Genomic DNA, 23,764 nt, shown 5'->3' with positions numbered 1-23,764 from the left:
CCTCACTTCTTAACGACGACGTTGACCAGCTTCGGCGCGCGGGCGATGACCTTGAGCGGCTCGGAGCCACCGAGGGCCTTGATGATCGGGGCCTCTGCCAGGGCGGCCGCGATCAGGTCCTCCTCGGAAATCGAGGGGGCGACCTCGATGCGGGCCTTCACTTTACCGTTGACCTGGACGACGGCCGTGACAGTGTCCTCCACCAGCAGCGAAGCGTCCTCGACGACCGGGAAGGGCTCACGAGCCAGGGAATCCTCGTGTCCCAGACGACTCCACAGCTCCTCACACAGGTGCGGAGCAACCGGGGCGAGCATGAGAACCAGCGGCTCGATGGCGTCGCGCGGGGCGGTATCCAGGCTGGTCAGGTGGTTGTTGAGGACGATGAGCTTCGAGATCGCGGTGTTGATGCGCAGGTTCTCGTACTCTTCGGTGACCTCGGCGATCGTGCGGGCCACGAGGCGGCGCGTCTTCTCATCCGCAGGCTCGTCAGTGACCGTGAGCTCGCCGGTCTCCTCGTCGATGGCGTTACGCCACAGGCGCTGCAGGAAGCGCTGAGAGCCGATGACCGCGCGGGTCTCCCACGGGCGCGACAGGTCGAGGGGACCCATGCTCATCTCGTACACGCGGAAGACGTCGGCACCGTAAGCGTCGTACATCTCGTCGGGCGTGACAATGTTCTTCAGGGACTTGCCCATCTTGCCGTACTCGCGGCCCACGGGCTGGCCCTGGTAGGTGAAGCCCTCCGTCTCGTCGCCCTCAACCTCGTCGGCGGGCACGTACTGGCCGCGCGCGTCAGTGTAGGCGTAGGCCTGCACGTAACCCTGGTTGAAGAGCGTGTGGTAGGGCTCGGAGTCCGGCACGTGGCCCAGGTCGAAAAGAACCTTCTGCCAGAAGCGCGCGTAGAGCAGGTGCAGGACCGCGTGCTCGACGCCGCCGACGTACATGTCGGTGCCGCCGCTGACCTTGCCCTCGCGCGGCCCCATCCAGTAGTCGAGGTTTTCCGGATCGGCGAAGCGCTCCGAGTTCGTCGGGTCGGTGTAGCGCATCTCGTACCAGCACGAACCCGCCCATTGGGGCATCGTGTTGGTCTCGCGGCGGTAGCGCTTGGGACCGTCGCCCAGGTCGAGGGTGACGTTCACCCAGTCCTCGGCGCGGCCCAGCGGAGCCTCGGGCGAGGAGTCGGCGTCGTCCGGATCGAAGGTGCGCGGGCTGTAGTCGCTGACCTCGGGCAGCTCGACGGGGAGCATCTCCTCGGGCAGGGCGTGTGCGACGCCGTCCTCGTCCCAGACGATCGGGAAAGGTTCGCCCCAGTAGCGCTGGCGGCTGAAGAGCCAGTCGCGCAGGCGGTAGGTGACGGTGCGCTTGCCCAGGCCCTTCTCAGTGAGCCAGGCGGTCATCGCAGCCTTGGCCTCGTCCTTGCCGAGGCCGTTGAGGTCGATCTCGTCGTTTGCGGAGTCGACGGCGACGCCGTCACCCGTGTACGCGCCGACCTCGAGGTCGGGGCCGTAGGGATCGTCGGCGGGTCCGATGGTGCGCACGACGTCAAGGTCGTAGGCGCGAGCGAAGGCCCAGTCGCGGTCGTCGTGGGCGGGCACGGCCATGATGGCACCCGTGCCGTAACCCCACAGGACGTAGTCGGCGACGAAGATCGGGACCTCGCGACCATTGACGGGGTCGATGCCGAACAGGCCGGTGAATACGCCGGTCTTGGTGCGCTCTTCGTCGGCACGCTCGGCTTCGGACTTGGCCGAGGCCTGGGCGCGGTATGCGCTCACGGCCGCCGCAGGGGTGGCGGCACCGCCCGTCCACGCGTCCTTCGTGCCCTCAGGCCAGGAGGCCGGCAGGGTGAGGGCGGCTTCGTCGCCCGCGTCGCCGCCGACGGTGCCACCGAGGATCGGGTGCTCGGGGGCCACGACCATGAAGGTCGCGCCGAAGAGGGTGTCGGGGCGCGTCGTGTAGACGTCCAGGGAGTCGAGGCAGGCCCCCGCCTCGCGCGCGCCGGGCACGTCGAAGCGGACGGTGGCACCCTCGGAGCGACCGATCCAGTTGCGCTGCATGGTGCGCACCTTCTCGGGCCAGTTGATGGTGTCGAGGTCGTCGGCCAGGCGCTTGCCGTAGGCGGTGATGCGCATCATCCACTGACGCAGATTGCGCTTGAAGACCGGGTAGTTGCCGCGCTCGGAGCGTCCGTCCGCGGTGACCTCTTCGTTGGCCAGGACCGTGCCGAGGCCGGGGCACCAGTTGACGGGTGCCTCGGAGACGTAGGCGAGGCGGTAGGAGTCGACGACCTTCGCCTGGGCGGCGCGGTCGAGCGAGTTGTAATCGGAGCCGTCCTCGGGGAGGATCTCACCGGACTCGAGCTTGGCGATCAGCTCACTGATCGGGCGAGCGGCACCCTTCGAACCGTCGGGTGCCGTGGCCTGCGGGTCGAACCACGAGTTGAAGACCTGCAGGAAGATCCACTGCGTCCAGTGCACGTACTCAATGTCGGTGGTCGCAAACGAGCGGCGCGAGTCGTGGGACAGTCCCATGCGGCGCAGCTGGCGGCGCATGTTCGCGATGTTCTGGTTCGTGGTGATGGCCGGGTGTTGGCCGGTCTGGACGGCGTACTGCTCGGCGGGCAGGCCGAAAGCGTCGTAGCCCATCGTGTACAGGACGTTGTCGCCCTTCATACGGCGGTAGCGCGCCAGTGTATCGGTCGCGATGTAGCCGAGCGGGTGCCCCACGTGCAGGCCCTTACCCGAGGGGTAGGGGAACATGTCGAGGATGAAGTAGGGGGTGCGTGACGCCAGCGGGCCAGCCAGGGCACCGGTCGGGTTGTCCGCGTAGAACGTGCCCAGCTCCTCCCAACGGTCCTGCCACTTCGTCTCGATCTGACCGGCGAGCTGCGCGGTGTAGCGCTGGGCCGGGGCACTCTGCGGATTTTCGCTCATCTGTGCGTTCCTCGCTTAACGATGGGTCGCGTAACAATACTCCTCACCAGGGTAGTTCACGCCCGCCCACGTCGCCGGATGCGCCCGCCCACCGAAGCGAGCACAAATAGGTGACAATAGTCGCATGAGCACTGTTTTTGAAAACATCATCTCGGGCGTCTGGCCCGGACGCTTCGTGTGGGCCGACGACCTGTGCGTCGCATTCGCCACGATTGAACCCACCTCACCCGGGCACGTCCTGGTCGTCCCGCGCTGCCCCTATGAGGCGTGGACCGATGCCCCCTCGGACGTCGCAGCGCACCTCATGAAGGTGGCGCGCGCGATTGGTCTCGCCCAGAAGGCGGCATTCGGCGTTCCGCGCGCGGGCCTGGCCATCGCTGGCTTCGAGGTGCCCCACACCCACCTGCACGTCATCCCCCTGCGCGACGAGACCGACATTCTCCTGTCGAAGGCTACCCCGGCCTCCGACAAGGATCTCGACGCCACCATGGCCGCACTGCGCGAAGCGCTCCTCGCCGCGGGCCACAAGGCCCACGTGCCCGCGACCATGAATTCCCCGGCACTCGCCTGACGCTTACCCATCACCCTCTCACTCAGCTAGGCCGTGGCCTCGCCCCACTCCCGCCCACGCAGCGCGGATCAGCGGGCGCGGCCACGGCCTCGTCACTGGCAACGTTGAGCGAGAGGCGAAAGCGCACTCAGCCGCGCACAATGATGCCCGAGGCCTGGGTGTCCTTGATGTGCACCATCTGCCCGTCCTCGAGGGAGACCACAATCCCACCAGCCTCACTGGCACGGACGACGACGTGGGCACCGGGCACGAGTCCCGCTTCCTCCCACGCGCGCAGCGCCTGCGGGTCACGATCGGGCAAACGCTCGACCTCTCCCCCATTCCCAACCGGGAGGGTGTCCAGAGGAGCTCCTGGGATCTCGTCGCTCGAACCATCCGCACGCGGGATCGGGTCGCCGTGCGGATCGCGCGTGGGATAACCGAGCACCTTGTCGAGGCGATTGAGGAGCCGCTCGGAGACGGCATGCTCAAGAATCTCCGCCTCCTCGTGCACCTCATCCCAGGAAAAGCCGAGGGCCTCATGCAGGTAGGTCTCCAGGAGCCGATGGCGGCGCACCATCCCCAGGGCGACCCCGCGCCCCTGCTCCGTCAGGCGCACGCGCCCGTACGGTTCGTGCGTGACCAGTCCCTGTCGTACGAGGCGCTGCACGTTCTCCGTCGTCGTCGAGGGAACCACTCCCATGTGCTCGCCGATATCCTTCGGTTTCACGCCGTCACGGCCGGCTTCCTCGGCGCTCCACACGAGCTTCAGGATGTCCTCAACGACCGTTGAGTAGTCGCTCGACGCCTCCGACATGCTCTCCCTTTCATCCGGGCTCCCATTGTAGGCAAGAACGCCCTCCCCAACCGCCCAGGATGCGACATAGGACACTGATGGGCGCATTAACTTGTACGCAGCCACCAATCTGTGTATATTTATCTCTCGGTTGCAAAACCCCCGCGTCATTAGCTCAATTGGCAGAGCAGCTGACTCTTAATCAGCGGGTTGAGGGTTCAAGTCCCCCATGACGCACAGCTTTCCCGGCTACCGCCGGTGAGAGTTCCCGCGTCATTAGCTCAATTGGCAGAGCAGCTGACTCTTAATCAGCGGGTTGAGGGTTCAAGTCCCCCATGACGCACAGAAGACCGGTGATCCTCGGATCACCGGTCTTTCGTATCTGGGTGACTACTCCCCTTCAGCCCCCCGGTCCATGCGGACCGCCGGCAGGCACCTCAAGGCCCCCAGACACTCGCACGCAATTCGACTACCCGAACATGGGTTAAAGGACACAACGTGTTGGTTTTGTGGTGACTTGTCGGCTTGTTGGTGCGGGAAAGTCGGTGTTGTAGGTGGTGGGAGTCAACTTGAAGGGTGGACATATCGTGTTGCTGGGGCGGTGACTTTGCGGCCGTGTTGCGCGGGAAAGTCACGGTTGTGGGTGGTCGCGTTTGCCTCGTTCCTGTCACTATTGCATCGAACCCCGCGTATGGCTGCCCAATAATCCGCCACGGTCAGACGTCTACAGGTCGTTCGCGTTGGCGGTGTCAACCCCCGCTATATCACGACGCTGAACGGCATCAACTCCGCGGCGAGGCATTGTGATGAGTTCGTGGAGTGGCTGCCCAGCCGTCGTCGTCAGGGGGATGTATGCCTGGTGGGACTCGGCTCAGGCGTCGGCAGCCAGGTTGGGGCGAGGGGAGGATGGGAAACGAACAGGCGGTTAGAGCACCGGATGAAGCCCACGACGTGAGCTAGCTGGAGCTGTGGTCAGGGTCCTGCGCAGACCCGTGGGTGGAGGGTGCCGAAGGGGGCGTCGCGTTCCCGGATTCGCCCAAATCGCAGACCACCTCACCCATAACAGCCCATTTTTGCCATTTTTCGGCGAGGTGGTCTGCACTTTGGGCGGAGCGGCCTCGTCAGCCGCGGAATCTGCGCACAGCGACTGCGCTGACACCGAGGAGGGCGAGGAAGGCAACCACGCTCGTCAGTCCCGACGCATCGGCACCCGTGTGCGCCAGTCGCGGGGTAGGTGAGGACGCCGCGGGAGTCGGAGTCATGGGCGTCGAAGGAGCAGGAGTCGTGGACTCAGCAGGGGTCGGAGTCTCAGGTGCCCTGGGAGTTGGGGCAGGAGTCTCCCCCGGTACGGGTACCACGGGGTTCGACGGTGACGGTTCCGGCGTTGGGTCAGCAGCCACCTTGCGCACCTGAATGTCCGTGTTCACGCCGACAGCGCGCGCGTGAGCAGGGTTGTTGGGATCGACTGTCCCGGCGGCCGCATCGTAGCCAAAGACGGCTTGGCCGGGGACAATCTCATATCCCTCGGGAAGTGCGGGCAGGGGCGTCGCAGCAGCGCGCGAGGGATTGTACGGATCATTGCCGTAGCGCTGCGTCGCCAGCACGGTTCCATCGGCGTCCACGAGGCGCACGCTCCCCAGGGCGGAATAGAAGACTTCGCACACGAAATGGACATCGGGCTGGTCGGGATCGAAGTTGAGCGCCGGTGCGCTGATTTCCAGTGTGTACTGGCCGGGAACGACCGGGCTGGGATGCACGGGAATCTCACCGGCCCCGTCATTTGGCACGTATTGACGTCTCGGCTCGAGGATGTTGTCATTCTCGTCCGCGAGGTAGCACGTGGCTGGTCCCGCAACATCCGCCGCGAGCGCGGGCCGCGCCAGGAGACTGGGAGCGAGTGCAGCGCAGAGCGTGGCGGCGACAGCCACGGCGCGCTTGAACAATGGGGCACGCATAGAGGTTTCCTTGTGTTGATAGGTTACGTTCCAGACATGAGATTACTCTGTATCCATTTACTTGTCTGCTGATTTACGTACCGATATCGGTATTTCTGAATCCCTCACTCTCGCTCGTATTCGCTGCACGCACGCTGACCTGCGCCGACACACGAAGCGACACTCTCCCACCGTGACGACCATCTTCCGCATACGGGTCACTCCTGACACGACGAGGCCGGGGAACCCCGTGGGGGACCCCGGCCTCGGGCAGGAGACGCAGAACGATGGTCAGTGTCCCGGCCAGCTGCGAATCGTGGTGAGCGCGGCCACCGCGTAGCGGTCCCAGACGCGCCCACCGACGCGCACGGCACCCTCCAGGATGAGGACGGACCACGGCAGAGCAACCGCGTAGGCAACCCACGTCGGAATGAGGCCGAAGGACGCCAAGGCGATGAGCACATAGGAGGGCAGCTGCAGAACCGCGACCCCCGCGAAGCCGATGAGCTGCAGGAGCATCGTCATCAGGAACGACCCGGTGCCCTTCGTCGCCATCGGTGAGACGCCCGGAGGCTGAACCGGATACACCCAGCGCGCATTCACGACGAGGGTCGTGGCGGTCGCGCCCGAAAAGAGGACGACACCCATCACCTGGTGGAACACGAAGTCCGCGGCACTCACTCCTGCGACGACATCGTGAATGAGGTATCCGATGACCTGGGGAATGAGGATGATGAGGGAGCCCACGAGGCGGCCGCGACGCTCCTCACGCCCGCTCATACCGGATGAGACGACGATCCACGCGCCCGTCGAATCGTATTGCATGAGTGCGCCGACGGCCATGCCCGACGTGATGGGCACCAGGTAGAGGAAAATGCCTGTGTACAGGAGCTGACTCATGTGGTCCTCAGTACCCACGCGCCCCATGAGGACTCCGATGATCGGGAAGATCACGGCAAACACCAGGTTCATGTTGAGGCGGGGATCTACGACCCAGTAGCGCAGCGTACGCGCAGCCAGCGAAGCGCTGCGTCCCCCGAGGCCCAGCCGCGTGAACGTATCGACGCTGCGCAGGCCAGCCGCACGAGATTGGGCAGTGCGCTGTCCTCGCGCGTCCTCCTCGACGGACTCATCGATGAGGTGGCGCCCCTCGTCGATAGCGTGCTGCGCGTCGACACTAATGGGGCCGGCATAGCCGCTCATGACGGGGCGCAGGACGGCCAGCCAGGCACGCCAGCCGACGACGGCCGTGGCCACCGTGATGAGCGCACGGATCGCGGCGGCCACCCACGCGCCCTCGAGCAGCGAGGCGACGACGCCGAAGGGCGCGCCGACGGGCGTCCACAAAGCGACGTTCATCCCGGCGTAGAAGACCTCGGCTGAGAAATTCTCCGACAGGAGTTTCATCCAGTAGCCCAGCGGGGTCAGCACGACGAAGAAGGTCACGAAGCCGACCATGGTCAGTGTGTCTTTCTTGCCCGAGCTATCCAGGCGCACCGCAAACCAGGTTCCGACCGCGCGCGCCCACAGCACCGCAAGAGGAAGAGTGACAATGCCTGCGAGGAGCCACCCGAGGGCCGCCACCCACTGGGCACGCCACAGGGCAAACCAGACGGGCGCAAAGAGAGCCATGGCGGATAGGAGACCGCCTGGACCCACGGCCGTCGATGCCGCCAGCGCCGCACCGAGGCGTTTGCTCGGCCCGACGTAGGGCGACAGGCGCACGGGATCCAGCGAATTATCCATCGCTGAGAACAGGATCGGCAGGATCAACCACAGGAGGAAGACGATGGGACCCACGATGGGCAGCACCGCCGCAAGGGTCGCTGCTCCTTCGGATTGAGAAAGGAAGGCGGTTCCCACCAGCGCGCCCACATACATGGTCCCGAACTGCAGGGTGCCGAGGATCGCGAGCACCAGCACGGCAGTCTGGCGACGAACCGTATTCCAGATGATGCGGAGCTTGAGGCGAATCAGTTGCCCAACCACGACAGGCCTTCCTCGGAGTGGACGCCGCCGACCAGGGAGGTGAAGCGCTCCCCCAGGTCGCCGCCCTGGGCGACCTCGTCGGTGGTGCCGGCGACGAGGACGCGCCCCTTGTCGATGATGGCAACGTGCGTGCACAGCTGCTGGACGGTCGCCATCACATGCGAGGACAGGATGACGGTGCCGCCTCGGCGCGTGTAGTCGGTGAGGATCTGGCGGATATTGGCCGCGGAGACGGGGTCGACGGCCTCGAAGGGTTCGTCGAGGACGAGCACACGCGGGGAGTGGATGAGGGCGGCGGACAGCGCGATCTTCTTCGTCATGCCGGCCGAGTAGTCGCTGATCAGCTTCTTGCCCGCCTCGGCCAGATCGAGGGCGGCCAGCAGTTCCTGGGCGCGCTCGCGGGCGGTAGAGGCATCCAACCCGTGCAGCATGCCGACGTGGACGAGGAAGTCGGGGCCGGAGAGTCGGTCGAGGAGGCGCATGCCGTCGGGCATGACGCCGAGCAGGCCGCGCGCCCGCTGGGTGTCACCCCACACATCGACGCCGTGCACGTAGGCGGTGCCACGGTCGGGGGTCAGCAGGCCGGTGGCCATGGTCAGCGTCGTGGTTTTACCGGCACCGTTGGGGCCGACGATCCCGTAGAACGACCCGGTGGGAATGTCGAGGGAGAGGTCGGCGACGGCGACGAGGTTTCCGTATATCTTGACGAGGCCTCGGATTGCCAAGGCAATATCGTCGCCGACGGGGGCGGCGGGCAGTGTATCGGACACAACAGGCTCCTTCACGCGTGAAATGCCTGTTGATTTTACGGCGGTGCCGTGACTCATCCGACACAATATCTCAGATCGTGATCCCTGAGATGACTCCTGATGGTGTTCCTATCGGGTGCTTAGGACGACGCTGAGTCCATCCTCGGGGTGATACGTCCAGGTCACGCGGTAGACCTTCCATTCCTCGTGCTGAGCACCGTCGACCGCGCGAGTGATCAGCATGCGCTCACGCACCGACGACGGAGTGTCGAGCTCATTCAGGATGCAGCGGAAGTCCGTCTGCGACAGACCGTTGGCCCCGTCCCCGTAGGCCACGAGAGTCAGGGAGGCCTTGTCGGAGGCCAGGCGGGCGTAGGGACCGCTCACCGAGCACGCATCGAGCGAGTGCGCCAGGTTGTTGGCTGCCACAGTACGCAGGTAGGACATCCCCACGTAGGCACCGACAGCCAGGAGGATAGCCAGCAGGAAACCGACGATAAACATGGCGAGGCCGTACTTGGCACGCGTGCGCCGCTTGGGGCGCTCGCGGCGCAGGGGCGGGCGCTCGTCCAGTTCCTCGTAGCGATAGGCACGCGCGTCCCGGCGGCGTTCCTTGTCGGCTTCGGTAAAGCGGGCGACAACCTGCTCACCCGGCACGCTCCGAGGAACGCGAGACGCTCGCCTATTCAGTGCGACATCGGCACGCGTGGGCAGGTCGTGCTCGGCGCTCCAGTCATCGTCACTGTCCCCGTAGAAGGCTGCCGAGGCCTCGTCACAGTGGGCGTATTCCCGCTCGGTGGGGGTCTCCTCGCGTGGCGCGAAGCTCTGCTGCTGGGGCGAGTAGCGGCTCAGCGGCAGCGTGGGCGGGGCGACCTGCGGCGCGGAGGTCGTGCTCGGCTGCGTGTAGGAGGCGGAGGGGGTCACGACCGCCGAGGTGTATTCGTCCTTCGGTGCGGGTGTGACGACCGGCGTGGGCTTGGTGGTCGGCGATGACCGCGCGATTAAGGGGTACCCGTTCCGGGGTGGGACGCACGCGATGACCGTGCGTTCGACGTCGGACGAGAGGGAAGCAATTCGCGGCTGGCCATTCTTCGTCGGCGCTTCGGGCGCGGGAGTGAAGGCTTGTTTCGTGGGTTGCGTGGTGGGGGCCGAGGCCTCGGCGGGCAGGGCGGGACGGTGAGCCAGACGCGTGGGCACGCCTCCCGGATAGTCGGGCGTGACCGATCCTGAGCCGACCCGGTATGCGTCCGGCATTGCAGCCCCCATGAGTCCTCCATCAACACTCAACTAACACTTGTTGAACAAGCGTAGTAGATGATTACTCAGGAAGCAAGGGGTTAGTCGATCCCGAGCGCCTTGCGCAGACGAGCCACGTGACCGGTGGCCTTCACGTTGTACTGAGCCAGGGCCACGGTGCCATCCGGGGCAACGACGACGGTGGAGCGGATGATACCGACGTACGTGCGACCGTAGTTCTTCTTCTCCCCCCACGCACCGTAGGCCTCGAGGACCTCGTGATCGGGGTCGGAAGCCAGCGGGAAGGTCAAAGATTGCTTCTCCGCAAAGCGTTCAAGAGCAGCCATCGAGTCGGCAGACACGCCGATAACGGAGTAGCCAGCACCGGTCAGGGAGGCCAGGGAATCACGGAAGTCGCAGGCTTCCTTCGTGCAACCGGGCGTGGATGCCTTCGGGTAGAAATAGACAACGACACCCCGCGGGGAAGCGGCGAGGAGATCCGACAGGGACAGCGTCCCCTGGGTGGTGTCGACGGTAAAATCGGGGGCCTGCTGGCCGATGTCCAAAGTGCTCATGCCCCTCAGTCTATGAGGGTCGCTCCCCCACTGCGAGGGGGCGATGCCGGTGCGCGAGATGGGACTCGAACCCACACGTCAAAGACACTGGAACCTAAATCCAGCGCGTCTGCCAATTCCGCCACTCGCGCGCGCACCCAAGTCTAACCGATGGGAGCCGCCACGTCCGAACACAATATGACGAGGCATCCTACCGCCACAGGGTGGTGTCCCTCATACGCGTGGCGGGTAGGGCGCGTATGCCTGGGGGGACGACCTGTCAAGAAGGGGCAGCGCGGTCCGGGAAGCGCCTGCGCACCGCACGACTCAGCGCGCGGTGGCGTTGATCGTGCCTTCGCCGAGGACGCGCGTCCTCCTGTAGACGACCATCGACTGACCCCGCGCCACGCCGCGCGCGCTTGCTTCGAGAACAACGCTGATGGTTCCGGCCTGCTCATCCCGTATCAACGACGCGACAGGAACGGGCGTGCCGTGCGCGCGCAGCTGCACAAAGAGGTCGGTGGCATCGGAGCCGTCGTCGTCGGAGGCGAGCCAGACGGCGTCCGTCGCTTCAATACGGGAGATGGACAGAAGCTCGGAGGCACCGACGACGACTTGGTTAGTCTCGGGCCTGGTCTCGAGGACGTAGCGGGGGCGACCGTCGGGTGCGGGCGCGCCGATGCCCAGGCCTTTGCGCTGTCCGACCGTGTAGTTCCAATAGCCCTCGTGGCGACCCAGGACCTCACCGTCGGGGGTAACGATGTCGCCCTCAGCAGCGCCCAGGTGGGAGCGCAGAAAGCCCTGCGTGTCGCCGTCGGGGATGAAGCAGATGTCGTAGGAGTCCGGCTTGTTGGACACGCCCAGGCCCAGGCGTTCGGCCTCGGAGCGCACCCACGCCTTGTTGGGGGCGTCCCCCAGTGGCAGGACGACGCGGGTCAGTTCCTCGGCCCCCATGACAGCCAGCACGTAGGACTGGTCTTTGAGGGTGTCAGCTCCGCGATGCAGCTCGGGTCCTGCCTCCCCGTCCATGATGGCGGCGTAGTGGCCGGTGCACACTGCGTCGAAGCCGAGTGCTCGGGCACGGCTGGCCAGCTCGCGGAACTTCACGAACTCGTTACAGCGCACGCAGGGGTTGGGGGTGCGCCCAACCCGGTACTGCTCGACGAAGTCAGTGATGACGGTCTGCTCGAATTCCTGGGCGAGGTCCCACACATAGAAGGGGATGCCGATGATCTCAGCGGCGCGCGCGGCGTCTCCCGCGTCCTCGATGGAGCAGCAGCCGCGCGAGCCGATGCGGCACTCCTGCGGCTGGGAGGACAGGGCCATGTGGACGCCGACGACGTCGTGCCCATCCTTGACGGCCTTCGCTGCGGCGACGGCGGAGTCCACGCCGCCCGACAGTGCTGCCAGAACTCGCATTTAGCGTTCCTCGTTTCGTTCGTTGCGCGCGTGGGAGACGCCGTCCAGGGCGGCTCCCGCGCGGATCGCGGCGGGCAGGGCGGCCAGGAAGGCGTCGATGTCGACGACGGTCGTCTCGTGTCCCAGAGAGATGCGCAGGACGCCGAGGGCTTCCTCCTCGCTGCGTCCCATCGCCATGACGATGTCGGAGGGGCGCGTCACTCCCGCGTGGCATGCGGACCCGGCGGACACGGCGATGCCGGCCATGTCGAAGGCCATGAGGACGGCCTCGGGGCGGGCGGTTGGCAGGGACAGGTGGATGATCGCGCTCGACGAGGCCGACTCCCCCACCGTCGGGTACGTGCCGTCCGGCAGGTGGCTCAGCAGGTGGGCGCGCAGGGATGCCGCGCGCTCGGCGAAAGCGGAGCGTTCGGAAACGGCCTCGGTGAGGGCGGCGGCGAGCGCGCAGGCACCCGCGACGTCGGGCGTGCCCGAGCGGATCGAACGCTCGTGACCGCCGCCGGGACGGTCGGTCGCCATGGGGATGCCACGCCGGGCGAGAAGGACGCCAATGCCGGCGGGCGCGCCGACCTTGTGCCCGCCCACGCTCATGAGGTCGAGGCCAAGCTCTGCGAAAGAAACATCCAGAGTCGGGATCGCCTGAGCAGCGTCAGAATGCGCGAGGCCTCCGCTGGCGTGGACGAGGGCAGCGAAGTCGGCGACCGGCTGGATCGTACCGATCTCGGAGGACACGAGGGTCATGGATCCGAGCGCGAGGCGTCCGTCCCAGGACGCGGGCGCACTGGCGCCCTCAGTCGCTGGCAGCACCGACAGGCCACCCGCGTCGACGGGCAGAACCTCCCACTCGAAGCCCTCGCGCGCAGCTACCTCTCGCTGGTGGGCGACCGCGTCATGCTCGAGGCCGGAGACGACGATGAGGTCGCGAGCACTCTCGCGGCGACGCACACCTCGGGCGGCGGCCATCACGCCGAGAGCGTCGGATTCAGTGGCACCGGAGGTGAAGATGACCTCGTGGATGTCGGCACCGAGTGCAGCTGCGACCTGCTCGCGCGCGTCGCCCAGCATGCGACGGGCCCGCCGCCCTCCAAAGTGGAGGGCGGCGGGGTTGCCGGGGGTGGCGGCCAGGTCACGCTGGGCGCGGGTCCACGCCTCGAGGGCGCACTCGCGCAGCGGCGTCGTGGCCGCGTGGTCGAGGTAGACGCTCACGCCTGGGCGCGCGCCTCCTCGATGATTGCCAAGGCAGCCGGGACCACCTCGGTCACGTCGCCGACCACGCCAAAGTCCGCGATCTCGAAGATCGGGGCATCCGGGTCATCGCACACGGCGACGATGTGGGCGGCCGACTGCATACCGACCGTGTGGTGAATGGCACCGGAAACGCCCAGGCCGATGTAGAGATTCGGCGTGACGGTCAGGCCCGTCTGCCCGATCTGCTCAGCTCGCGGAGCCCAGCCCTCGTCACAGGCAACACGGGTCGCGCCCACGGCCCCACCCAGGGCGTCGGCGAGGGAACGAACCAGCTCGAAGTCGCCGTCCACGCCGCGGCCACCGCACACGACGGTGGAGGCATCGGCCAGGGACACGCCTTCCTCCTCGTCGGCCACGCTGGAGACAACCTCAATCACGGACGCCTCGGTGCTCAGCTCAACGGCGAGAGGCTCGGGGATCAGGGATGCGGGCGAGGCCACCGGCGCCTCGTCGATAATGCCCGAGGAGATACCCACGATGGGGGTCTGTCCCTCGAGGACGATGCCCATCGACCAGGAACCACCCAGGGCGGTCTTGCCAACCTGGAGGACGCCACCGTCGAAAGACACGGAGGAGGCACCGGAGACGACGCCAGCCTCGGTGAGGGCGGCGACGCGGCCAGCGATCTCACGACCGCGGTAGTCCGAGGACACCAGCACCAGGCCGTAGGAGTCGGTGCCCAGAGCGGCGATGACCGCGTCGGAGGCGACAACAGAGGAGTGACCCGCAGCACCCAGGTCGGCGTGCAGGACGCGGGTGGCACCCAGCTCTGCCAGGGCAGCCGTGTCGGGGACGGAGGCGACAGACAGCGCGACCACGTCGCCGGAGGTCAGCGACGCCGCGAGCGTCACCGCCTGGCGCGCCAGGGACGTCAGGCGGGACCCGGCCTGGTCGGCCAGGACGAGGATCGGGGAATGCATCTGCTGCGTCATATCACTTCACCACCGAAAGAATGTAGTCAGCCAGCGCGCGACCGCCCTCGCCAGCGTCCTGAATGATCGTGCCGGAGCCGTCGCGCACGTTCTCCTCGCTGAAGGTCACGGAGGTGAGCGCGCGGCGCAGGACCAGGTCCTGCCCGCCGGGAACCTCGACGAGGTCGTCAATACCCCACTGGTCCAAGGGCTTCTTGCGGGCCGCCTTCATCGCGGCGAAGGCCGGGTAGCGCGGCTCGTTGATCTGGTCGGTCACGGAGACCACGGCTGGCAGGGCCGCGCGCAGCGTCTCGGTGAAACCGTCGACGGAGCGCTCAATCGTCACGGTGCCGTCTTCGACGCTCATCGAGCGGGCCAGGCCCAGCAGCGGCATGTGGGCCTTGGCGGCCAGGGCACCGGGCAGCATGGAGGTCATTGCGTCCAGCGAGGCCATGCCGGTGATGACCAGGTCGACGGGGCCGCACTCGTCAGCGATCTTCGCGATGGCGATGGAGAGCACGGACGCCGTCGTGATGACGTCGGAACCCTCGAGGAACTCGTCGGAAACGATGTAGGCACGGTCAGCACCCATCTGCAGGGCGCGCATGAGCGCGTCTTCGGCGTCCTCAGGCCCCATGGTCAGGGCAACGACCTCGGCCTCGCGGCCCGCGTCCTCTTCTGCTTCCTTCAGCTGCACGGCGGCCTCGATGGCGTTTTCGTCCAGCTCGTTGAGCACATCGTCCTCACCGCGCACCAGGCGGCCGCCCTCAAAACGGCGTTCGGACTGCATGTCCGGGACATGCTTCACACACACGACAATTCTCATGCCTTCTAGCGTGCCACATTCCGCGCCCCCCGCCCATATGAGGGTCACCTCACCGGCGCATGCCACAGTCCGCGCCTCTCACCCGGAGTAGGTGGACCTCAGTCGCGCGTGCGCCTCGTCATAGGCCTTTCTTCCCATCAATCCGACCGGCATGTGAGTGGTCCCGTATGATAGGAGGAGGCTATATCCACGACGTAACGGCTTGACCAGCCGTTCACCAGGAAGAGGCACAATTGTATGTCCGAGCGATCCGGCTCGTCCCACGCTCCCACAAGGCGCGTCACTGAACCTAACCCGCTGCCCACGCGCTTGGGCGTTCACCCGTCGGGTGACGGCCTCGACGTCGCGGTGATCGCGCGCGGTGCTTCCTCCGTGGATATGTGCATCTTTGACGAGGCTGGGGCGGAGACACGCTTCGCCCTCCTGGGTCCGAAGACGGGCATCTGGCACGGCCACATCCGCGGATACGGCGTGGGCACGCGCTATGGCTTCCGTGCACACGGTACGTGGGACCCGGACGGCGGAAAGTTCTTCAACTCCCATAAGCTCCTGCTGGACCCCTACGGTCGAGGCGTGGACGGCGTCGTGGACCTGAAGCCGGCGGTGTACGCGCACTGCGTGGACGATGAGCTGTACCCGTCGGAGTACCCGATGCGCCGCTCTCCCCTCGACTCCGCGCCGCACATGCCGCGCTCGGTCGTGGTCGAATCCTCTTTCCCGATCATCCCTCAGCCCCGTACGCCCTGGGAAAACACGGTAATCTACGAGATCCACGTCAAGGGCTTCACGAAGAACATGCCAGGAGTGCCCCAGCCCCTACGCGGAACTTACGCTGGTCTCGCTCACCCCGCCTCCGTGTCCTACCTGAAGGACCTGGGTATCACCGCCGTTGAGCTGCTGCCGATCCACGCCAAGTGCGACGAACCCTTCCTCACCGAACGAGGCCTCACGAACTACTGGGGGTACTCGACGCTCTCCTTCTTCGCCCCCGAGCCCTCCTACGCGACCGCCGAATCGCGTGCCCGCGGTGCCCAGGCAGTCGTCGACGAGTTCCGCGGCATGGTCTCCCTGCTGCATCAGGCGGGCATCGAGGTCATCCTCGACGTCGTCTACAACCACACGTGCGAGGGCGGAGACGCCGGCCCGTCGCTGTCGTGGCGCGGCCTGGACTCCGACATGTACTACCGCCATACGACCTCGCGCCCCATCCAGACCATCGACGTGACCGGCACCGGCAACACGATGAACATGGACCGCCCCAAGACCATCCAGATGGTCCTGGACTCCCTGCGCTACTGGGTGCGCGACATGGGCGTGGACGGGTTCCGTTTCGACCTGGCCGCCACGCTGGGCCGGTTCTCCACCGGCTTTAGCCCGATGCACCCGCTCCTCATCGCGATGGCGACGGACGATATCCTCACCCACACGAAGCTCATCGCCGAGCCGTGGGATGTGGGTCCCGGCGGCTGGCAGACCGGCAACTTCCCGGTGCCCTTCTCCGAGTGGAACGACCACTACCGCGGTGCCCTGCGTAACTTCTGGCTCGCGGACGTGCGCGCCCAGGCCTCGGGCCACATCGTCTCGGGCCCCAACGACCTGGCAACCCGCCTGTCCGGCTCCCAGGACGTCTTCGAGCACGGCCTCGGTCGGCTGCGCGGACCTCGCGCGTCGATCAACTTCGTGACCGCTCACGACGGCTTCACGCTGGCCGACCTGACGGCCTACGACCGCAAGCACAACAAGGACAATCTCGAGAACAACCGCGACGGCTCCGATGACAACCGCTCGTGGAACCACGGCCTCGAAGGAACACTCGCGTCGGGCGCGACCCACCCGGACGCCGCCACCCCCTACGCGATCCTCGCCAACATGCCGATCGCGCGCCTGCGCGCCCGCTCGCAGCGCAACATCCTGGCGACCATGTTCGTCTCCTCAGGCACGCCGATGCTCACGGGCGGCGACGAGTTCGGGCGCACCCAAAACGGTAACAACAACGCCTACTGCCAAGACAGCCCGATCTCGTGGGTCGACTGGGATCTGGCCGAAGGACAACAAGCGCAGATCGACGCCGTCTCCTGGCTGATCGCCCTGCGTAAGGCGCACCCGGTACTGCGCCCCGACAGCTTCGCGACCGGCCACCCCTACGGCGGCGACTCGCTCCCCGACCTGTCGTGGTACACCGCCCAGGGCACCCGCATGCCGGATTACGGCTGGACGGATTCGCGCCACCGCACGTTCCAGATGCTGCGCTCGGGCGTCAAATGGGGCGACCGCGACGCTCTCATCATCATCAACGCGAACCTCGACGACGCGCAAGTAACACTGCCCGAGGGCCACGACCTGGACTGGCTGATCGCCTACTCCACCGTGTGGGAAACCCCCGCGGACGGCGGCGTCAGTTCCTCGCTCGACCCGAATGAACTCTCCATCGAAGTCGAGCATGTCATGCCTCGTACCACGCTGACGATTGAGGCTCTGTCCGTGACAATCCTGCTCTCCGACATCGCGTTTCAGCCCGAACACTGACGCGCCCCGACTTTTCTTTCCCCCCTTCCACTCGTTAGGATCAACGCATGACTCGCAGTGAAGATGCCCTGGAAACCGCAACCTCTGATGCCTCGCTGGCCCGCTCGAAGGCCCGCAGCGCCGAGATCGATCTGGCGATCGACCAGGATCCTTCGCGTTTCCGCATCCTCACGGGTGACCGTCCGACCGGCCACCTGCACCTGGGCCACTACTTCGGCACCCTGCGCAACCGCGTGTTGCTGCAGAATCGCGGGGTGGAGACATGGGTTCTGGTCGCCGACTACCAGGTGATCACCGACCGCGACGGCGTGGGGCCGATCCGCGAACGCGTCCTCGGCCTCGTCGCTGACTACCTGGCCGCGGGTATCGATCCGGAGCGCTCCACGATCTTCAACCACTCGGCAGTCCCGGCCCTCAATCAGCTGATGCTGCCCTTCCTCTCGCTCGTCACCGAGTCGGAGTTGCACCGCAACCCGACCGTGAAGGCCGAGCTGGAGGCCACCGAGGGCCGCGCGATGACGGGCCTCATGCTCACCTACCCGGTCCACCAGGCCGCCGACATCCTGTTCTGCAAGGCCAACATTGTGCCCGTGGGCCAGGACCAGCTCCCCCACCTGGAGCAGGCTCGCCTCATCGCCCAGCGCTTCGACAAGCGTTACGGCCGCGCCACTCCCGAGCGTCCCGTGTTCCCACGCCCGGAGGCCCTCCTGTCCGAGGTCCCGCTGCTGCTGGGCACGGACGGCCAGAAGATGTCGAAGTCGCGCGGCAACACCATCGAGCTGCGCATGACCGCCGACGAGACCGCGAAGATCCTGAAGAAGGCAAAGACGGACGCCGAGCGCCGTATCACCTTCGATCCCGCTGGCCGCCCCGAGGTCTCCAATCTCCTCATGCTCGCATCTCTGGCTACGGGCGATGCGCCCGAAGTGATCGCGGACCGTATCGGCGACGCGGGCGCGGGCACCCTGAAGGCCCTCGTCACCGAGTCCCTCAACGAGATGCTTGCTCCCCTGCGCGAGCGCCGCGCCGAGCTCATCGCAAACGAGGACTATCTGCTGTCCATCCTGCACGCCGGCAACGAGCGCGCCAACGAACAGGCTGATCAAACCCTGTCTGAGGTCCGCACCGCGATGCAGATGAACTATTAATCCCACGCACAACTCTCCTTAGGAGGCACCATGGCATACAACCAGTTCCCTGAGCACCCCGACGATTCCGTCGGCGGCTGGATGCTCACCCTCTTCCTGATGGGTCTTCCTCTGGTCGGCTTCGTCTACCTGCTGGTGCTTGCGCTCGGCTCCGGCGGCTCCCCCGCCAAGCGGAACTTCGCGCGCGCCGCACTCATCTGGCAGATCATCTGCGGACTCGTGGCGGTTCTTTTCTTCGTTCTCTTCGGCGCAGCGATCATGGCGTCGCTCCCGGACTCGAGCATGTAACGTCGAGGCGCACGGCAAGCGTCCTTGTGGGGGCGGCATCCGAATCACTCGGGTGCCGCCCTGATTTATTGGCGACTCGCACGACACTCTGAGCACGCACAACACACCTAGGAGATCGGTCACATCCCGGGGTGTGATCTTCGCCTATCCGCAGGTCAGTCCATAGGTTAGGGTTGGACATGTGAGCGAGAAACTGTTGCCCCGTATCCCGATCATCGAAGTGTTCCCCGTCATCGAGGACGGAACGCTTCCCGCTAAGGCGACCGAAGGCGAACCTTTCCCCATTCGTGCGACCGTGTTCCGCGAAGGACACGACGCATTCGCCGCCGAGGCCGTCCTTCTACGCCCGGACGGAGGTGAATACTCCCGTACCCGCATGGTCGATATTGCCCCCGGCCTGGACCGTTACGAGGCCTGGGTGGCCCCCGACGCTCCCGGCGCGTGGTCGTTCCGCGTGGATTCCTGGTCGGACCCCTACTCCACCTGGCGTCACGACGCAGCCGTCAAGGTCGGCGCCGGTGTCGACGTCGAGCTGATGCTGGAGGAGGGCGCGCGCCTCATGGAACGCGCTGCCGCCGGCAACGCCTTCCACAACCCGAGTCAGCGTCCCCCGTCGGACGCTGACATCGAGGCCCTGCATGACGCCGCGCGTCGCCTGCGCGACAGCTCGCATTCCCCCCAGCAGCGTCTGTCCGCCGGTATCTCCTCGCGCATCCGCCTGGTCTTCCGCGACCACCCGCTGCGGGATCTGCTTGATTCCTCCCGCGTCTACCCGCTCGACGTGGCCCGCACCAAGGCCCTCGCCGGCGCATGGTACGAGATTTTCCCGCGCTCGGCGGGTGCCTACCAGAACCCCGACGGCTCCTGGGTGTCCGGCACGCTTGCGAATGCCGCCGAGGACCTGCCACGCATCGCCGACATGGGCTTCGACGTTGTCTACCTGACGCCGATCCACCCGATTGGCACGACGTTCCGTAAGGGCAAGAACAACTCCCTGATCGCAGCCCCCGGTGACCCAGGTTCCCCCTATGGGATCGGCGCGCCCGAGGGAGGGCACGACGCCATCCACCCGGATCTGGGTACCTTCGATGACTTCGACCGTTTCGTCGAACGCGCCCGAGGCCTGGGCATGGAGGTGGCGCTCGACCTAGCCCTCCAGTGCTCCCCCGACCACCCGTGGGTCACCGAGCACCCCGAGTGGTTCACGACGCGCGCCGATGGCACGATCGCGTACGCGGAGAACCCCCCGAAGAAGTATCAGGACATCTATCCGTTGAACTTCGACAACGACCCGGAGGGCATCTACCAGGCGGTGCGTGACGTCATCGAACTGTGGATCAACCACGGCGTGACGATCTTCCGCGTCGACAACCCGCACACGAAGCCGATCCCCTTCTGGGAGCGCCTGCTCGCCGACATCAAGGCGCAGTACCCGGGCACGCTCTTCCTGGCCGAGGCCTTCACGCGCCCTGCCATGATGCGCACCCTTGGCGCAATCGGCTTCGACCAGTCCTACACCTACTTCGCCTGGAGGACGTACAAGCAGGAGATCGAGGAGTACTTGGTGCAGATCTCCCAGGAGACCGCGCACCTCATGCGCCCTGCTTTCTGGCCGACCACGCACGATATCCTCACCCCGCAGATGTGGGACGGCGGCACTGCGATCTTCGCAATCCGCGCCATGCTCGCCGCGCTGGGTGCGCCCACGTGGGGCATTTACTCGGGTTACGAGTTCGTCGAAAACGTACCGCGTGGTGCCTTCCAGGAACCCAACGACAACGAGAAGTACGAGTACCGTCCGCGTCACTGGGAGGACGCCGAGCCGATCGGCATCTCTCGCTTGTTTACGCTGCTCAACGCCGCGCGCGCCAAGCACCCGGCGCTGCGTCAGCTGCACCAGATCCGTATCCACCCGACCTCCTCGGATCGTCTCATCGCGTTCTCGCGTCAGGTGCCCGGCAAGTTCACTGAAGACGGCAACCCGGATACCGTCATCTGCGTGATCTCGCTGGATCCGCACGAGGGCGTCGACGGTGCGGTCTACCTGGACCTGGAGGAGATGGGCCTGGCCACGCCGGGCGGCCACATCACCGTCGTCGACGAACTCGATGGGCACTCCTACGTGTGGGGTTCGTCTAACTGGGTGGAGCTGTCCCCCGTGACGCGCCTTGGCCACGTCTTCAAGGTCGAACCCGCCCATTCCTCGCCCTGGTCGCAGGCCTAACGTCGCTGCTCCCGCTCGGTGTGGCCACCCACCTACACCGAGCGGGCACACTCCGTCAAAATCGACCACCTGAATGAGACCCGGCTCCCATTTTTGCTGGGCAAACGATAGACTATAAACACGACAGTGAACTGAGCAGTTCACACCATCTGGAGTAAGGACAATCCATGAGCTGCGAACTAACGCCGATTCAGGTCAATGACGACATTCTCGACGCCGTTGCCTCAGGCTCTTACTATTCGCCGCACTCTGTGCTCGGCGCTCATCTGGGCGAGGCTGGTGTCACCGTCCGCACCATGGCTCGCCTGGCCGACGCGGTCGACATCATCACACCGACCGGTGCTTACGCTGCCACCCATGAGCGTGGCGGCATTTGGGTCGCGGTTCTGCCCGGCAAGGAGATTCCCCCTTACCGCGTGTCCGTCACCTACGGCGACAACACCACCGTTCGCGACGACCCCTACCGTTACCTGCCGACCCTGGGCGAGATGGACACCTACCTCATCTCTGAGGGCCGCCATGAGAATCTGTGGCACGTCCTCGGTGCCCATGTGAAGACCTACACTGACGAGCTGGGCGAAACCACCGGTACCGCCTTCGCCGTGTGGGCCCCCAACGCGCGCGCCGTGCGCGTCGTCGGCGAGTTCAACTTCTGGGACGGCGTGGCTACCTCCATGCGGTCGCTGGGTTCCTCCGGCATCTGGGAGATTTTCGTCCCCGGCGTCGGCGTCGGCATGCGCTACAAGTTCGAGATCCAGGGTCCCGGCGGCAACTGGTTCCAGAAGGCCGACCCGCTGGCTCGCGCCACGGAGATTCCCCCGGCCACGGCTTCGGTCGTCACCGACTACTTCCACGAGTGGACGGACGACGAGTGGATGTCTACTCGCAAGGACCGCAACCCTCACTCCGGCCCCATGTCCATCTACGAGGTCCACGCGGGTTCGTGGCGTCAGGGCCTGGGCTACCGCGAGCTGGCCGACGAGCTGGTCCCCTACGTCAAGCAGATGGGTTTCACGCACGTGGAGTTCATGCCGCTGGCTGAGCACCCTTTCGGTGGTTCCTGGGGCTACCAGGTGACCTCCTACTACGCTCCCACCTCACGCTACGGCACGCCGGATGATTTCCGTTACCTGGTGGATGCCTTCCACCGCGCGGGCATCGGCGTCATCCTGGACTGGGTGCCCGCCCACTTCCCGAAGGATGACTTCGCCCTGGCGCGCTTCGATGGCACCCCGCTATACGAGGATCCGGACCCGCTGCGCGGCGAGCACCCCGACTGGGGCACCTACGTCTTCAACTTCGGCCGCCGCGAGGTGCGCAACTTCCTGGTTGCCAACGCCCTGTACTGGCTCGAGGACTTCCACGTTGACGGTCTGCGTGTTGACGCTGTGGCCTCGATGCTGTACCTGGATTACTCGCGCAAGGACGGCCAGTGGCGTCCTAACCAGTACGGTGGCCGCGAGAACCTGGAGGCCATCGACTTCATCCAGGAAGCGAACGCGACCGCGTACCGTCGTCACCCCGGCATCGTCATGATCGCCGAGGAGTCCACGGCGTGGCCCGGCGTGACTGCCCCGACGTCCGGCGGTGGCCTCGGCTACGGCATGAAGTGGAATATGGGCTGGATGAACGACACTCTGCGCTACCTCAGTGAGGATCCGGTCAACCGCCGCTGGCACCACGGCGAGCTTACCTTCTCTCTGGTGTACGCCTTCTCCGAGAACTACGTGCTCCCGCTGTCGCACGACGAGGTCGTGCACGGTAAGGGTTCGCTGATTTCGAAGATGCCCGGCGACAAGTGGCAGCGTCTGGCTGGTCTGCGTTCCCTGTACGCCTACCAGTGGAGTCACCCCGGCAAGCAGCTCCTCTTCATGGGCCAGGAGATCGGCCAGGAGCAGGAGTGGAACGAGTCCTACTCCCTCGACTGGTGGCTGCTGGACCAGGAGGGCCACGCCGGTGTCGCTGCGCTGGTGGAGCGCCTCAACAAGATTTACGCGAACTCCCCCGCCATGTGGGACGACGACTACACGGGCTTCGAGTGGATCGACGCCTCAGACGGCGATCACAACCTGATCTCCTACCTGCGTAAGGGTACTGACTCCGACGGCAACCGTGAGGTCGTCGTGTGCGTCTCGAACTTCGCTGGCAACCCGCACGAGGGCTACCGCGTGGGCCTGCCGTTCGGCGGCGAGTGGGTCGAGATCCTGAACACGGATGCCGAGGAGTTCGGCGGCTCCGGCGTGGTCAACGTCGGCACGATCATCGCGGAGGACACCCCGTGGAACGGTCGCCCGGTCTCCGCTCAGCTGCGCGTGCCGCCGCTGGGTGCCTTGTGGCTGGTGCCCGCCTCCCAGGCGCGCTGATCGAGCATTCCTCGAGACACGGACGAGGCCGGGGTAGGGATTCCTGCTCCGGCCTCGTCCGTTGTGCGCT

17 protein-coding genes and 3 tRNA genes are annotated in these 23,764 nt (G+C 66.0%); 8 read left to right on the top strand and 12 right to left on the bottom strand.

All coding sequences use genetic code 11. The annotated features are described in order from the left end of the window. Positions 1–2: 2 nt before the first annotated feature. The gene (locus HMPREF1136_RS07890; RefSeq protein ID WP_009648813.1) at positions 3–2,933 is read right to left on the bottom strand and encodes a leucine--tRNA ligase; all 2,931 of its coding nucleotides are present in this window, start codon (positions 2,931–2,933) and stop codon (positions 3–5) included. 124 nt (positions 2,934–3,057) lie between these two features. On the opposite strand from HMPREF1136_RS07890, the gene HMPREF1136_RS07885 reads away from it, so the two are divergent. Beyond that, on the top strand, positions 3,058–3,504 hold the full coding sequence (locus tag HMPREF1136_RS07885; RefSeq protein ID WP_009648834.1) for an HIT family protein: 447 nt from the start codon (positions 3,058–3,060) through the stop codon (positions 3,502–3,504). Positions 3,505–3,631: 127 nt separating this feature from the next. Here the strand turns inward: HMPREF1136_RS07885 and HMPREF1136_RS07880 are convergent, their stop codons facing one another. After that, entirely contained in the window at positions 3,632–4,300 is a 669-nt protein-coding gene (locus HMPREF1136_RS07880; protein ID WP_009648819.1) for a metal-dependent transcriptional regulator, read from the bottom strand. A gap of 143 nt (positions 4,301–4,443) precedes the next feature. Between HMPREF1136_RS07880 and HMPREF1136_RS07875 the strand changes: the two genes are divergently transcribed. Beyond that, a tRNA-Lys gene (locus tag HMPREF1136_RS07875) sits at positions 4,444–4,516 on the top strand. Between the two features lie 33 nt (positions 4,517–4,549). Further along, a tRNA-Lys gene (locus HMPREF1136_RS07870) sits at positions 4,550–4,622 on the top strand. A 778-nt stretch (positions 4,623–5,400) separates the two neighbouring features. Here the strand turns inward: HMPREF1136_RS07870 and HMPREF1136_RS07865 are convergent. From HMPREF1136_RS07865 to HMPREF1136_RS07820, 10 genes are all read right to left on the bottom strand, one after another. Continuing rightward, entirely contained in the window at positions 5,401–6,234 is an 834-nt protein-coding gene (locus tag HMPREF1136_RS07865; protein WP_009648828.1) for a hypothetical protein, read from the bottom strand. Between the two features lie 270 nt (positions 6,235–6,504). After that, positions 6,505–8,202 carry a hypothetical protein gene (locus tag HMPREF1136_RS07860; RefSeq protein WP_009648806.1) on the bottom strand — a complete coding sequence of 566 codons (1,698 nt, stop codon included), beginning with the start codon at positions 8,200–8,202 and terminating at the stop codon, positions 6,505–6,507. Next, entirely contained in the window at positions 8,187–8,972 is a 786-nt protein-coding gene (locus HMPREF1136_RS07855; RefSeq protein ID WP_009648790.1) for an ABC transporter ATP-binding protein, read from the bottom strand. Before HMPREF1136_RS07855 ends, HMPREF1136_RS07860 begins: the two co-directional genes overlap by 16 nt. A gap of 108 nt (positions 8,973–9,080) precedes the next feature. Beyond that, entirely contained in the window at positions 9,081–10,217 is a 1,137-nt protein-coding gene (locus tag HMPREF1136_RS10325) for a hypothetical protein (protein ID WP_009648798.1), read from the bottom strand. Between the two features lie 71 nt (positions 10,218–10,288). After that, complete coding sequence (locus HMPREF1136_RS07845; protein ID WP_034505413.1) at positions 10,289–10,762, bottom strand: peroxiredoxin; 474 nt, start codon at positions 10,760–10,762, stop codon at positions 10,289–10,291. 50 nt (positions 10,763–10,812) lie between these two features. Beyond that, positions 10,813–10,893, bottom strand: a tRNA-Leu gene (locus HMPREF1136_RS07840). Between the two features lie 175 nt (positions 10,894–11,068). Next, positions 11,069–12,160 (bottom strand): tRNA 2-thiouridine(34) synthase MnmA, encoded by a 1,092-nt coding sequence (gene mnmA / locus HMPREF1136_RS07835; protein WP_009648797.1) that lies wholly within the window; start codon positions 12,158–12,160, stop codon positions 11,069–11,071. Further along, on the bottom strand, positions 12,161–13,366 hold the full coding sequence (locus tag HMPREF1136_RS07830; protein ID WP_009648836.1) for a cysteine desulfurase family protein: 1,206 nt from the start codon (positions 13,364–13,366) through the stop codon (positions 12,161–12,163). Further along, positions 13,363–14,340: an electron transfer flavoprotein subunit alpha/FixB family protein gene (locus tag HMPREF1136_RS07825; RefSeq protein WP_009648793.1), complete on the bottom strand. Its 978-nt coding sequence runs from the start codon at positions 14,338–14,340 to the stop codon at positions 13,363–13,365. The genes HMPREF1136_RS07830 and HMPREF1136_RS07825 overlap by 4 nt, the downstream gene beginning before the upstream one ends. A gap of 1 nt (position 14,341) precedes the next feature. Next, on the bottom strand, positions 14,342–15,145 hold the full coding sequence (locus HMPREF1136_RS07820) for an electron transfer flavoprotein subunit beta/FixA family protein (protein ID WP_034505410.1): 804 nt from the start codon (positions 15,143–15,145) through the stop codon (positions 14,342–14,344). Positions 15,146–15,382: 237 nt separating this feature from the next. Here HMPREF1136_RS07820 and glgX point away from each other — a divergent pair, with 237 nt between their 5' ends. The 5 genes from glgX (at position 15,383) to glgB (ending at position 23,694) form a co-directional block, all read left to right on the top strand. Next, positions 15,383–17,671, top strand: coding sequence for a glycogen debranching protein GlgX (glgX, locus tag HMPREF1136_RS07815; protein WP_009648782.1), 2,289 nt, complete (start codon positions 15,383–15,385; stop codon positions 17,669–17,671). A gap of 47 nt (positions 17,672–17,718) precedes the next feature. Next, a complete protein-coding gene (trpS, locus tag HMPREF1136_RS07810) occupies positions 17,719–18,819 on the top strand; it encodes a tryptophan--tRNA ligase (protein ID WP_009648820.1) in 1,101 nt (366 codons plus the stop codon). Between the two features lie 30 nt (positions 18,820–18,849). Beyond that, entirely contained in the window at positions 18,850–19,107 is a 258-nt protein-coding gene (locus tag HMPREF1136_RS07805; RefSeq protein WP_009648800.1) for a hypothetical protein, read from the top strand. A gap of 181 nt (positions 19,108–19,288) precedes the next feature. Further along, entirely contained in the window at positions 19,289–21,331 is a 2,043-nt protein-coding gene (locus tag HMPREF1136_RS07800) for a maltotransferase domain-containing protein (protein ID WP_009648807.1), read from the top strand. 167 nt (positions 21,332–21,498) lie between these two features. Then, on the top strand, positions 21,499–23,694 hold the full coding sequence (gene glgB, locus HMPREF1136_RS07795; RefSeq protein WP_009648839.1) for a 1,4-alpha-glucan branching protein GlgB: 2,196 nt from the start codon (positions 21,499–21,501) through the stop codon (positions 23,692–23,694). Positions 23,695–23,764 lie beyond the last annotated feature (70 nt).

This window comes from Actinomyces sp. ICM47 (genome assembly GCF_000278725.1).
Lineage (GTDB): Bacteria > Actinomycetota > Actinomycetes > Actinomycetales > Actinomycetaceae > Pauljensenia.
The sequence above is the reverse complement of the archived record's forward strand: the minus strand, read 5'-3'. Positions and strand labels throughout refer to the sequence as shown.

Bases quoted from the DNA above. Each gene is read 5' to 3' on its own strand.
- HMPREF1136_RS07890 (WP_009648813.1), bottom strand. From the start codon at position 2,933: ATGAGCGAAAATCCGCAGAGTGCCCCGGCCCAGCGCTACACCGCGCAG.
- HMPREF1136_RS07885 (WP_009648834.1), top strand. From the start codon at position 3,058: ATGAGCACTGTTTTTGAAAACATCATCTCGGGCGTCTGGCCCGGACGC.
- HMPREF1136_RS07880 (WP_009648819.1), bottom strand. From the start codon at position 4,300: ATGTCGGAGGCGTCGAGCGACTACTCAACGGTCGTTGAGGACATCCTG.
- HMPREF1136_RS07865 (WP_009648828.1), bottom strand. From the start codon at position 6,234: ATGCGTGCCCCATTGTTCAAGCGCGCCGTGGCTGTCGCCGCCACGCTC.
- HMPREF1136_RS10325 (WP_009648798.1), bottom strand. From the start codon at position 10,217: ATGGGGGCTGCAATGCCGGACGCATACCGGGTCGGCTCAGGATCGGTC.
- HMPREF1136_RS07845 (WP_034505413.1), bottom strand. From the start codon at position 10,762: ATGAGCACTTTGGACATCGGCCAGCAGGCCCCCGATTTTACCGTCGAC.
- mnmA (WP_009648797.1), bottom strand. From the start codon at position 12,160: ATGCGAGTTCTGGCAGCACTGTCGGGCGGCGTGGACTCCGCCGTCGCC.
- HMPREF1136_RS07825 (WP_009648793.1), bottom strand. From the start codon at position 14,340: ATGACGCAGCAGATGCATTCCCCGATCCTCGTCCTGGCCGACCAGGCC.
- HMPREF1136_RS07820 (WP_034505410.1), bottom strand. From the start codon at position 15,145: ATGAGAATTGTCGTGTGTGTGAAGCATGTCCCGGACATGCAGTCCGAA.
- glgX (WP_009648782.1), top strand. From the start codon at position 15,383: ATGTCCGAGCGATCCGGCTCGTCCCACGCTCCCACAAGGCGCGTCACT.
- trpS (WP_009648820.1), top strand. From the start codon at position 17,719: ATGACTCGCAGTGAAGATGCCCTGGAAACCGCAACCTCTGATGCCTCG.
- HMPREF1136_RS07805 (WP_009648800.1), top strand. From the start codon at position 18,850: ATGGCATACAACCAGTTCCCTGAGCACCCCGACGATTCCGTCGGCGGC.
- glgB (WP_009648839.1), top strand. From the start codon at position 21,499: ATGAGCTGCGAACTAACGCCGATTCAGGTCAATGACGACATTCTCGAC.